The 10,686-nt window shown below is 49.7% G+C and carries 14 protein-coding genes; 6 read left to right on the top strand and 8 right to left on the bottom strand.

Annotated features, from left to right (window positions below; genetic code table 11):
- Positions 1 to 6 precede the first annotated feature (6 nt).
- Both gmtX and greB read left to right on the top strand, forming a co-directional pair.
- Positions 7 to 612, top strand: a complete 606-nt coding sequence (gene gmtX / locus M8010_RS03125) for a gamma-mobile-trio protein GmtX (RefSeq protein ID WP_250088304.1) — start codon at positions 7 to 9, stop codon at positions 610 to 612.
- 6 nt (positions 613 to 618) lie between these two features.
- The gene (greB, locus tag M8010_RS03120) at positions 619 to 1,104 is read left to right on the top strand and encodes a transcription elongation factor GreB (protein WP_250088302.1); all 486 of its coding nucleotides are present in this window, start codon (positions 619 to 621) and stop codon (positions 1,102 to 1,104) included.
- Positions 1,105 to 1,110: 6 nt separating this feature from the next.
- Here greB and M8010_RS03115 read toward each other — a convergent pair whose 3' ends face one another.
- Positions 1,111 to 2,685 carry an anti-phage dCTP deaminase gene (locus M8010_RS03115; protein ID WP_250088289.1) on the bottom strand — a complete coding sequence of 525 codons (1,575 nt, stop codon included), beginning with the start codon at positions 2,683 to 2,685 and terminating at the stop codon, positions 1,111 to 1,113.
- Between the two features lie 246 nt (positions 2,686 to 2,931).
- Between M8010_RS03115 and M8010_RS03110 the strand changes: the two genes are divergently transcribed.
- The 4 genes from M8010_RS03110 to M8010_RS03095 all read left to right on the top strand — a co-directional run bounded on the left by M8010_RS03110 (position 2,932) and on the right by M8010_RS03095 (position 5,349).
- Positions 2,932 to 3,744 (top strand): 3'-5' exonuclease, encoded by an 813-nt coding sequence (locus tag M8010_RS03110; protein ID WP_250088287.1) that lies wholly within the window; start codon positions 2,932 to 2,934, stop codon positions 3,742 to 3,744.
- Positions 3,741 to 4,376, top strand: a complete 636-nt coding sequence (locus tag M8010_RS03105) for a metallophosphatase domain-containing protein (RefSeq protein ID WP_250090107.1) — start codon at positions 3,741 to 3,743, stop codon at positions 4,374 to 4,376. The genes M8010_RS03110 and M8010_RS03105 overlap by 4 nt, the downstream gene beginning before the upstream one ends.
- Positions 4,377 to 4,631: 255 nt before the next feature.
- The gene (locus tag M8010_RS03100; protein ID WP_250088285.1) at positions 4,632 to 4,871 is read left to right on the top strand and encodes a hypothetical protein; all 240 of its coding nucleotides are present in this window, start codon (positions 4,632 to 4,634) and stop codon (positions 4,869 to 4,871) included.
- A gap of 10 nt (positions 4,872 to 4,881) precedes the next feature.
- Positions 4,882 to 5,349, top strand: a complete 468-nt coding sequence (locus tag M8010_RS03095; RefSeq protein ID WP_250088284.1) for a nucleotidyltransferase domain-containing protein — start codon at positions 4,882 to 4,884, stop codon at positions 5,347 to 5,349.
- On the opposite strand, the gene M8010_RS03090 is transcribed toward M8010_RS03095, so the two are convergent.
- The 7 genes from M8010_RS03090 to M8010_RS03065 form a co-directional block, all read right to left on the bottom strand.
- On the bottom strand, positions 5,333 to 6,133 hold the full coding sequence (locus M8010_RS03090) for a HipA domain-containing protein (protein WP_284047987.1): 801 nt from the start codon (positions 6,131 to 6,133) through the stop codon (positions 5,333 to 5,335). The genes M8010_RS03095 and M8010_RS03090 overlap by 17 nt on opposite strands.
- A 674-nt stretch (positions 6,134 to 6,807) precedes the next feature.
- On the bottom strand, positions 6,808 to 7,041 hold the full coding sequence (locus M8010_RS03085; RefSeq protein ID WP_250088282.1) for a hypothetical protein: 234 nt from the start codon (positions 7,039 to 7,041) through the stop codon (positions 6,808 to 6,810).
- A gap of 2 nt (positions 7,042 to 7,043) precedes the next feature.
- Positions 7,044 to 7,286, bottom strand: a complete 243-nt coding sequence (locus M8010_RS03080; RefSeq protein WP_250088273.1) for an AbrB/MazE/SpoVT family DNA-binding domain-containing protein — start codon at positions 7,284 to 7,286, stop codon at positions 7,044 to 7,046.
- 208 nt (positions 7,287 to 7,494) lie between these two features.
- On the bottom strand, positions 7,495 to 7,983 hold the full coding sequence (locus M8010_RS03075; RefSeq protein ID WP_250090102.1) for a GmrSD restriction endonuclease domain-containing protein: 489 nt from the start codon (positions 7,981 to 7,983) through the stop codon (positions 7,495 to 7,497).
- A gap of 647 nt (positions 7,984 to 8,630) precedes the next feature.
- A complete protein-coding gene (locus M8010_RS03070) occupies positions 8,631 to 9,083 on the bottom strand; it encodes a hypothetical protein (RefSeq protein WP_250088272.1) in 453 nt (150 codons plus the stop codon).
- A 7-nt stretch (positions 9,084 to 9,090) separates the two neighbouring features.
- The gene (nrtS, locus tag M8010_RS20090) at positions 9,091 to 9,279 is read right to left on the bottom strand and encodes a nitrate/nitrite transporter NrtS (RefSeq protein ID WP_502846188.1); all 189 of its coding nucleotides are present in this window, start codon (positions 9,277 to 9,279) and stop codon (positions 9,091 to 9,093) included.
- Positions 9,280 to 9,435: 156 nt separating this feature from the next.
- A protein-coding gene (locus M8010_RS03065) for an IS3 family transposase (RefSeq protein ID WP_250088270.1) occupies positions 9,436 to 10,598 on the bottom strand; the annotation gives its coding sequence in 2 pieces (ribosomal slippage) (positions 9,436 to 10,343 and positions 10,343 to 10,598; 1,164 coding nt in all).
- Between the last annotated feature and the right edge of the window lie 88 nt (positions 10,599 to 10,686).

The following is a 10,686-nucleotide window of genomic DNA, read 5'->3' as shown; positions in this document are numbered from 1 at the left end:
GCGCCCATGAAACCAAACGAATTACTGGAAAAACTCAAAGAAAAATCATCACCTAAGGTCGGCAAAACACTGGATGCCATCTACCAAATTTGTGTGGAACAGGAGCAAAGGGGCCTTAACGACTTTTCGGTAGCGACAATCGCTCGTCTAGGCCATAAAAGGGGCGTCCCGAAGGCTCAAAGCCTACGGAACAAAACCGGCGAACCGTACCGAGCACTACTGAATTCTTTTGAAAAGCAGCACCGTAGCGACAAGCCTCGCATGGAACACAGGGGGGAGGACGAGTGGATCGAGGAGATTCAAAACCCGAAGCACAAGTTATTAGCCCGAATTCAATCTTCTGAGTTGGCAGCGGCAAACAGGAAACTCCGTGACTTTGCGCCACCCGGCACCCGGATTGAAGTCAGAGACTACCAGAATGAAGGTTTTGACGAAGACCGCACGCTTAACAACCTGGAACGCCGTGCCCTGATATATCTCACCTCAGAAGAATTCCTTAGCAAGTGGGGCTTCTCGATCTCTAAATATGGAGAGATCGTGGATGCCAATGGGGTGGTTGTCCTGAAAGCCGCGACCGTAGATGCGGTAAAAAAAGCACTCAACTATTTGTAGATCACCATGGATACAAACGTTATCACACCGGAAGGTTACGCTAAGTTACAACAAGAACTCGACAATCTCTGGCGAAAAGAACGCCCAGAGGTCACCAAGAAGGTCCAGTGGGCAGCCGGCTTAGGTGACCGTTCGGAGAATGCGGATTATCAATACAACAAGAAAAGACTTAGGGAAATCGACCGACGAGTCAGATTTTTGAGAAACCGACTGTCAAAGCTTCGAGTAATCGAATACAGCCCTGTTCAGGAGGGAAAAGCCTTCTTTGGAGCCTGGGTTACTCTAGTTGATGAAAACGATGACCAGATTAAATTCAGAATTGTCGGTGCTGACGAGATCTATGGCAAAAAGGACTATGTCTCCGTAAATGCCCCTGTGGTCAGAGCAAGCCTCGGGAAGAAACCAGGCGACGAGATAATAGTCAAAACACCTGATGGGAAGAAAGTATGGGAGATTGCGATGATCAAATACCAAACGCCTAGCGATGAATGACCAGACTTATTCGCCAGGGACATAAGTTGCTTCATCATCCAACTTTGCGGTGACTGAAGCCAAAATCTTTTCTTCGTATGTCTTGTAGGTATCGAGAAATTGAGCATCAACGGGATTTGCATCCGACAATATTATTCTTGTAGCAATTCCATCGGAATCTTTCCGCCTTTTCTGTCCTCCGAAAAAAGTATCAAATCTTCTTGGCGCAACGCCCTCGAAGCTTACAAAAGTCACCTTACCTTCATCGGATCCAACAGTTATCGCGTCATTATGAAGCTGTTTTGCAAGGCTTTTTTCATATGGCTCTATAAATACAACTTTTTCAATTCCAGCGGAAATGATATGGCGGGCGCAACTATGGCAGGGATAAGTAGTAGAAAACAAAGTGGCACCTATTGAGCCTGTCTTTCCCTCCCTAGACAAAGCTACTATTGCATCCATTTCCGCGTGAACGGCCCGAGAATATTCAATAATCGACTTCAACTGACTATTTTCAGCAACAGCTTGATAAATTCGATCTTTCAGATCTCCAGGCAAATGTTCTTTCGCTTTTTCGTCTAAACTATCCAAAATAGTGTTAACTGATACACCTATCGTTTCAATAAGTTGAGCTTTATAATAATCATTTCTACAAAAACCTCTGTTCCACACGCAACGATGGTCTTGATTACCATCATCCGCTGTATACCGCCCACCACCAAATTTCGGCACATCATTGCACCCCGTCGCCAAGATATGGCCAGCCGAATCAACTATCGATGCTCCAACTTGACGAGATAAACAGGCACTACCGAGAGATGCGGCATACGCAGCATACATACCATATTCGTCGTTGGTTGGAGTTAACCCATTTTCTCCATGTATAAGCCCAACAAAACGCTGAATCGAGTGTTTTAAATGAGAAAGATTTCCGTTAGGATTGCTTAAAAAATAATCTGCTTCTTTAAGAGTTTTCTCTAATTGCTGACCTGAATTCGTTTCATCTTTTCGATCCCGCTCAACTAATTTGTTGATTTCATGCGGCTTTAGTCCCTCAAGCTCCAGAGAGGACTTGCGTGACTCCTCCGGACTGAGAACACCGAGTAAGTAAAAAATTCCAGGATAAACTAAACGAAACACTTCCACTTCGGCAGGATTTTTTAATTGATCAATTAAAAAAGCAAACTTTGGATTATCTTCATTATAATCGGACGCATTATATGATCGCGTGGTCGCTATTTCTCTTATCGATAATTCCGCAAGTATCTCAGACCCGTAATGATCTCTCATATTATTTCCGAGAGTTTGCAACTTTTTATATCTTTCAGCACCAGAAAGACTTTTTATTCCCTCATATTCATCTTCGTAGTGGTCTGCTATAAACTTACTGAGACGGATATGAAAAACTATATATCCAGCATTCTCTAATTCTTGAATCAAAGAATTTTTTACTTGAAGAACTCCGCTACCTATTGCGCCACATAACCCGATCACGAGTTCTTTGGCTTGCCTTGACCTGACAACACTCACAGGGTTTTTCGGGGTGGCTCTGGTCTTCTTTTTATCTTCTTGATGGAGTATCTGTACCGCTTCAGAGGCCATTCTTAGTCCTTCAGTTATTGAGAGCCTCGCTCTAGTAGTTCAAGGAATACGGAACGACGGGATTTTTCCCTTTTGTTTCTGGGGAACGCTAGGATGGTCGCAGGTTTTGATTGAGTGCTATCCAAGCGGTACTTTACAAGATGCTTTATCTGTCGTTGGCGATCCATGGCAAGCTTCCTCTTTGTTTGGCAGGATTCTAGTAGAGAACTGCTTCAGATTCCATTATTCCACTGCCTGGAGATAGTTTTGCGAAAAAATATAGTGTTGGTGATTGACCTGGAGGCGACCTGTTGGGCGGGCAGAGTTGCGCCTGATGGCGAGCCTCAGCATCTCCACAACATGGAGATCATCGAATTCGGCTGTGCTCTGGCTACCAGCAGTGGAGAGCTTCTGGATAGTCTGTCGCTTATCGTTCGTCCTATCCGGTTCCCCCAGCTCAGCGACTTTTGTACGTCATTAACCAGTATCACACAGTCGATGATCGATGAAGCCCCGCCTTTTCCGGCGGTCGTCCAGGCTCTAGATGATTGGTTGGGTTCGCTGTCCGAGGATTTCATTTGGTGCAGCTGGGGAAACTACGATCGCCTGCATGTGCTGGCCGAGAGCCAAAAACATGGGCACACACCGCGTTTCATGGCGTATCCGCATCTAAATCTGAAACGGATCTGGCGTCGCACTACAGGCCAGAAGAAGAAAAATGGTTTGGCCCATGCGTTGGCATTCCACAAACTGGACTTTGAGGGGCGTCATCATCGGGGTGTAGATGATGCGCGGAATATCGTGCGGCTGCTTCCGTTTATGGACTGGTCGCTCGAAACCGAATTAGTGACGCATCCCGAAATCGAACACAGTAAGGGCGATATTTCGTCGGAGCGCATGATTAGCCTTGAAGCTATGGACGCGGCCACCCGAGCAAAGGCGCAGCGGTTAAACACGCTCGGAAAACCTCGGGTACCCAATAAAGAAACGGCCAGGGCCATGCGTGAACTGGAGGAAGGACAAGGCGAACGCTTTGAAAGCGTTGAAGACTTGTTTCGAGATCTGGGATCAGATGAATAAAAATTGTTTGTATATCCGACACTCATTCTTTACACCGCCGAATCCCGGAGATTCCGGACGGTGATGTGCTGATCCATGCCGGCGATTGCCTGGGCGCGGGCACTCTGGATGACGTAGAAGATCTGAACGACTGGCTTGGCACTCTGCCCCACCATCACAAAATCGTGATTGCTGGCAACCATGATGCAGCCTTTCAGGAAACGCCGGAACTTGCGCGGGAGGCTCTGACCAACGCAGTTTATCTAGAAGATTGTGGTGCTGAGATGGAAGGGGTTCGGTTTTGGGGTTCGCCCTGGACGCCGTCTTTCCAGGACTGGTGGTTTATGCTGGATCGGGGGCAGCCATTGCATGAAAAATGGAAGCTTATTCCGGACAACACCGATGTGTTGATTACCCATGGACCGCCAAGAAGCATCGGAGATGAGGTGTCTCTGGGATTCCGTTGTTTCAACGCTGGGTGCATTGATCTGTTGCACCGAATCGACCAGCTATCGTTAAAGGCGCATGTTTTTGGCCATATCCATGAGGGTTATGGTGAGTACGTGCGAGGCGCAACGCGGCTTATTAACGCGAGCACCTGCACTGTTCGATACCAGCCCATCAATCCACCGATTGTGCTGGATCTTGATTAGTTGAGGACCGAAGGATGACGTCTGATTTTCTGGAATTGGAAGCAAAAGACATTATTCGGCAAGTGAAGCCTTGGGCTGGCTCAGAAAGCGCAGCCTGGACCTGGTATCGGTCTACAGAGATTGCATCCCTCGGCAATTTAACACCGGAAGATCTCGTCTCCAGAGGCCGAGGCGATGAGGTACGAGCTTACCTCGACCACCTGAATAGCGGCGGTTACTCTTGATACTGAAGTAGTACATACTCGCGGGGAAAACATGACTGCTGATGAACTGATACAGCGACTGAAAACGTTACCGCCAGAATCAACGGTTCTTGTCGAAGGCTACGAGACTGGCTATGACGATATTGTCGATCTGAAACCCATGGAAGTGGTTCGATACCGCAAAGCTCAAGAATGGGATGGCGAGTACTCATCAGTAGACAAGTTCGCTGGGGACAGAGGCAAAACAATCCCTGCCACGGTAATTCTCGGGCGGCGTGGAAATTTGAGATAAAGGCAATTTTATGGCCGAGCGAGAAGGGCACACACTCGGAGAGCTGCTTATTCAATGCGACTCCGGCTCGGCCATACCCCCGGAGATGCTGGAATGGGAACAGGCGAAATCCGTAGGCTTAGAACAATCTGTCCTGGAGGATCAGGTTGATATCCGAGAGGCCGTTCTGGTATTCGGCGAAAAGCTAAGTGACCAGTACAAAGTCACCCAACTGATTCTGTTCGGCAGTCGGGCCCGTGGTGATTACCAGCCCGATAGCGATGCTGATGTCGCGGTAATTTTGTGTGGGGAGCCCGGTAATTTTGTCGAGACGAAACTAGCATTGGCCAGCCTCGCATACGACGTTCTGCTCCAAATCGGCGTCCGAATTAAGCCATTTCCGATTTGGGAGACTGAGTGGTTCGAGCCAGAAGCCTATTCCAATCCTACAATTTTGCGGAACATTGCACGGGAGGGCATCATCATTTGGCAGTCCTGACCTCATTCCATTGACCTTGAATGGCTTCGGCTACCGAGCAGAAACTGTCCAGATGGATTAGAGGACTGTTCTGAACCAATTCAGGAAGGCCTTTCTGGATAATCCGCTCCCTGAAGTCAGCCAAAGTCTCAACCCGGTCTATCAGGGTTTTGGTTGCCGCCTCCGGATCATGCGCCAGGCTTTTGATGATGGCGCCATAATTTACTCCACGTTGCAGCTGGAAATGCTTAGGCCATACTGTCGTTCTGGCGACAGCCTCCCGGTCGAGTACCATGGGCGCCAAGTCGAAAGCTGGTGCAAGATGCATGTCTCCATCCTGCTTAACGATGGCAGTGTTTCGGCCATGGTTATCGGTGTTCCCGATGGCGGTGTTTATGACATCTCGGAGCAGGTATTCCACGAGCAAGTCGTCGAAATCGGTATCAAGATAACGGTTCAGGCATGACAGAACATCGGTATGCTGCAGCCGTGCGCCATCACCCACCATTCCCATCAGACTGTAGACAGATTCCACGCCACAACGTTGGATTTGACCTTTTCTAATCACCCGATCGAATCGCGGCAGCCATAGCGAAGGCTTCCGCCCTTCATGTAGCTTTGCCCCCTTAATGGTATCCACGCCCAGCTCCGCAAGGACCTTATAGAACACACCTTCGGCCCGCAGGATGTCCTCGTCGTCCGAAAGCATTCGGCCACGCGGAAACTTGACCAGCCAGTGATGAGCGATTCTGGCTTCATCAAGGGTGCCTTCCAGATAGAGCGCGCCGGCTTCATCCTCAACCAGAAGCAGCTTTGGACTGCGCCAGTCGCGCCCTCGACTGCTATACCAAGGCTGCGGGCAAGCTCGATCAGTTCACCGTTGTGATCTGCGACGTCCTCGGGGGTGAATGATATTGGTTTCTTGCCCGCGACTCGCTCATTAAATGCTTCGGCGGCTTCTTTAACCCGGAGGTTGCCGATGGGCGCAACGCAACCTTCTTTGAGTAAGCGAAAGTCCATGCCGGGCCCTGTATCCTTTTCGCCCCATAAGCTACACAGAGCGCGTCGACCTGCGCCCTGGGGGATCATGTCTCTCAGGGGCGGAGAGGCGTGTTGTTCATTAAAGTGGCTGACAAAATCACCCGGAAGGGCCACGCTGATAGCCCGCTCATCCATGAAATTCAGTCCGGGGCGAAAGGTATCGGCATCATTGACGTACATTGTGTCGTAATAGAATTGTAGGGGTCCGGTTAATCCTTTAAGAGGATCACGAAAAACCGCTTTACCAGCATCTGTCCAGTTACCGTTCCAATATGCCTGGATGGTTAATGCTTCAGCCATTACTCCCTCGATTATTTCACCCATCAGTTTGGCTCTGGGACGCCATACAGGCTGTTACATCACTTCCCAGAGGGCGTCCATTGGGAACCGTTACTAGGCGGAAGTCACCGCTAGGGCAGCGTTGTGCCGCGGATTTGGCTAATGACGATATTTTTCGGTCAAATACTGGCTAAGTAAGTTCATCATTTCTGCGCCGCTGATGGCCCCGGCGCGCTTTAGCGCAACAAGCAGGTCTTCCATTTCATCCGTGACGACCTCATCACCGGAAAGACGAGTGGCGATCTCTGCCAGCGCATCATCAGGTGTAGGCTGGTAATGAACGGCATAATTTTCGGCCAGGGCCATGATGCGAGAACGGATCGTTGCGGGCATTATTACTCCCGCCCCTTCGGAGGCTGCTCCCGGTCTTGCATGAAATCGTCGGAAACACCGTCGTCTGAGTCGAACCACTCATCCCAGACAGTATCCGTAGGCCGATCATAGCGTAAAACCGAACCTTTCAGCCGTTCCAGTGGCGTAAGCTCATGAGGGAGCAGTGTGGCCAATTCGTCAGCGTGCCCTGACTCAGCATCAAGGCCTTCCAGTAGCTCCTGCTCAGTAAATGTTTTCTTTTTCATAGAGCCTCGCTTGATTGGCTGCGATGTCACACCATTCAGTTTAGCAAGACGTCAGCCCCGACACCTATTAAGAAAAGACGCCATCCACTCTGCTTCGGGTGCGGAGGGCTGAAGCTCATACTGCTTTACGATGCGCAGAAACCTTGCCACGTAACCGCACTGTCCAGACGGTGGCAACCATTCGTCCGGACCCTGGGCCCCCTTACTTCTATTCAGGCTCGACGGGCCAAAGATTGACCCTATCGTTCGCAAACCGTTCCCTTTTAAGTTGAGACCAACCCATTGCTCCACGCTTCCAGGCCCACTTCAGCGGGACCACGTGGTCAATGTCGATCTCGCCACTGTTCTGAATAACTTTGCCAGTGAAGGGGCTTATCCAGCGGCCGGTAACCACTCGACACTCTTTGTCGGTGGCAAATCGCACCGTTGTGCTGGACGTTGCGATCAATGCTTCAGCTCGACTGTCCTGACAATCGCCATCGGCATCGTCCCACCCATGCCCGAAAGCCGATCTCTCGTAAGACGTTGAGCTATCCTTCCTCGGCGGAATTGATTGGTTTTGCGCCAACCTCTTTGGTAAGCGCCCACCACTTGTTATGCAGGCATCAATGGACTCAAAAGGCTGAAAGCTTTGGGTTCGTTCGTAATATGAGCTCGCGGGTGGATGGCAAATACCAGAAGACGTCTTCTTGACCATCTCAGCGCTAACCGCTCCGGACACCATAAGCAGCATCAAAGCCAACAGAGAATGCTGGAAATACTTCACTAACTTCCCCTATATCTCAAAAGCCCACGCTCTAACCGGAGGTGAAAGCCGATGATTACTCGTATTACCTGTAGGATAAATCCCACCCGCATTGCAGATGTATCTGCTTTCACCGGCCGACTGATAACCCGACACTACTGTCGAGCCGTTTGATCAGGACGATCTGGGCTCAGCGCCGGCAAGGATGCCAGGCAAACGCGACACCTGCCAAGTGGTGTGACTCGCCGGGGAGAGGCCTGGTTTCAACTTCTGTTGTCGATTCCTTTCGACATCGGCCGAGACGACGCGCCGTTTAAGTAGCCTGCGGTGCCGGCAAAAGACCCGTCAAAAAAATATTTCTCAATGATTGGCTCACTATAATTTGGCCGCTGTTTCGCACAATGGTGGAACCGATGTTGGGTCCAACTTCTTTGCTATGACCACAAAGCAGACCTTTTCAGATAGGGGCCAGCCCAATCCGCTATTCGGAAACAAAGCACGCTGAGGTCGCAAAGCGGACATTCGCGAAAGTTACTCAACGCTCGCAAGGGCACGATGCCCCGAGCGTCCCTTGCCCGCGTTTGTTATGATTTATCGATTCAAATAGCGGTATAAAATCTACCCGGTCTTACCGGCACGTGGTCCAGTTCGGAAACACCCAAGATTTTCAAAAACTCCAACGGCCTCAATACTTCAGTGCCAATCCTGAAATTTGCATTCTTCTCAGACTTGATCTGTTGCACTTTATTAGGCAATTTCTTTTCCAGAGTTAGAAAAACATCGATTCCATTGCGCTCTGCGGCCCAAAGATGGAATGCATCGGGGTAATTCTCCCTTGATGCAAATCGCTCGCAAACAAATTGAAGCCAGTCAATGCGGTTCAAGCTTTCTAACTCAAAGTCAGTTAGCCCAATCTCTTCAGCCCATTTCACGGCTGAATCTACATCACTACTACTCAGTTTTAGGAGCCATTCGATGAATGCAATCTGACTAAAGCTAGTTTGAGGGATGCCCTTCTTTCGATCCTTTTTTCCACCTTTAGAGACATACAATTAACCACTACAAACGAGTATGTCTGCTACTCCACTGCCCAAACAGAAAAACAAAAAAAGGCACCATGTAAGTAAGTGTTAGTTTAAGTCCATCGACAGAATCATTTGCAAAAATGCCTTCCCACTGATTAATCAGGTTAAGGAAGGAACCAACAATTAGGGACACAGCCACAGCTTTCGGAAAATTTAACTTCATGTCACACATTAAAACCTTGTAATTTGATAACGTGGGATTTAGCCAGTAGATTTTTTAATGTACACAAATACAACCCTGTCTAAACTCCCAAAGCATTTCAATCACTCTCGGCGAATCATTTAACCACTACACCTTGCAGAGGTGGTAGTGTAGTGGTCAACTAATCCCGGACAGTATTTTAAGTTTTTCTTCCGCAATCACGGGTGGCAAACCGTCATTGAATGTATGAGGTCGCTGCCGGTTGTAGTAGTCCATCAGGTAGTCGCCAATATCCTTTCGTGCATCCGGAATGGAACGGTAGCCGAGTGATGGGATCCATTCGCACTTCAAGCTTCGGAAGACCCGTTCCATCGGGGCATTGTCCCAGCAATTTCCCCGGCGACTCATGCTTTGTTCCATTCGGTAACGCCAGAGCCTCTGACGGAATAATCGGCTTGCGTACTGACTGCCTTGATCAGAGTGGAACAGAACCTCAGTCGGTTTTCCTCGTTGCTCATACGCATGATCCAATGCCTTTACCACCAACTCAGCATCAGGTCGATCTGATACCGCCCAGCCAACTACACGGCGGGCATAGAGATCCAGAACAACCGCAAGATAGCTCCATCGCTGACCAGCCCACACATAGGTGATGTCACCGCACCACGCCTGGTCTGGGTGGCTGACATTGAACTCACGATTCAGCCGGTTTGGAATGTCTGGTCTTTCCACAGTGGCCTGCTTGTAAGCGTGTGGACCAGGTTGTTTGCAGATCAGCCCCAGCTCACTCATCAGGCGGCGAACCTTGAAGCGTCCGATCACAACGCCTTCCTCATTAAGCATGGTGGTGATCATACGGCTTCCCGCTGAGCTTCGGCTCTTGCGAAAGATCCTGTTCACATCGGCTCGCAGAACCACTCGCTCGGCATCCACTACGGACCGCCTGCGGCGATACTCGTAATAGCTGGACCGCGATACTTCAAACGCTTTACAGACCATCTCAACCGGCTCCTGCTCACTCAACTGGCCTATCAGCGCGTACGATTCATCTCGTCCGACATCAAGAGAGCGGTAGCCTTTTTTAGTATCGATTTCTCCCGTTCCAGCCTTTCACAACGGGCTTCCAATTCTTGGATCCGCTGCTGCTCCGGGGTCATCGCTTTGGACTTGGGTGTAACCCCGCCACGTTCTTCAGAAAGCTGTTTTACCCATCGCCTGAGGGCGTTCTCGCCGACATTCAAAGAGCGACTGGCTTCGGCAACGCTGTAGCCCTGGTCAAGCACCAGACAGGCGGCTTCCTGTTTGAACTCTGGCGTAAAAGATCGTCGTTTTCTGGTCATCAGACACCTCGTTTATGGTGGCGATATTACCACCTACGTTGGTGTCCGGAATCATTGAACCACTACATAGTAATAGTCAGAAGCTCGC

The organism is Marinobacter sp. ATCH36 (genome assembly GCF_023555055.1).
In the GTDB taxonomy this organism is placed as follows: Bacteria; Pseudomonadota; Gammaproteobacteria; order Pseudomonadales; family Oleiphilaceae; genus Marinobacter.
The sequence above is the reverse complement of the archived record's forward strand: the minus strand, read 5'-3'. Positions and strand labels throughout refer to the sequence as shown.

Bases quoted from the DNA above. Each gene is read 5' to 3' on its own strand.
- M8010_RS03100 (WP_250088285.1), top strand. From the start codon at position 4,632: ATGACTGCTGATGAACTGATACAGCGACTGAAAACGTTACCGCCAGAA.
- gmtX (WP_250088304.1), top strand. From the start codon at position 7: ATGAAACCAAACGAATTACTGGAAAAACTCAAAGAAAAATCATCACCT.
- nrtS (WP_502846188.1), bottom strand. From the start codon at position 9,279: ATGAAGTTAAATTTTCCGAAAGCTGTGGCTGTGTCCCTAATTGTTGGT.
- M8010_RS03085 (WP_250088282.1), bottom strand. From the start codon at position 7,041: ATGCCCGCAACGATCCGTTCTCGCATCATGGCCCTGGCCGAAAATTAT.
- M8010_RS03075 (WP_250090102.1), bottom strand. From the start codon at position 7,983: ATGGTCAAGAAGACGTCTTCTGGTATTTGCCATCCACCCGCGAGCTCA.
- M8010_RS03115 (WP_250088289.1), bottom strand. From the start codon at position 2,685: ATGGCCTCTGAAGCGGTACAGATACTCCATCAAGAAGATAAAAAGAAG.
- M8010_RS03095 (WP_250088284.1), top strand. From the start codon at position 4,882: ATGGCCGAGCGAGAAGGGCACACACTCGGAGAGCTGCTTATTCAATGC.
- M8010_RS03080 (WP_250088273.1), bottom strand. From the start codon at position 7,286: ATGAAAAAGAAAACATTTACTGAGCAGGAGCTACTGGAAGGCCTTGAT.
- greB (WP_250088302.1), top strand. From the start codon at position 619: ATGGATACAAACGTTATCACACCGGAAGGTTACGCTAAGTTACAACAA.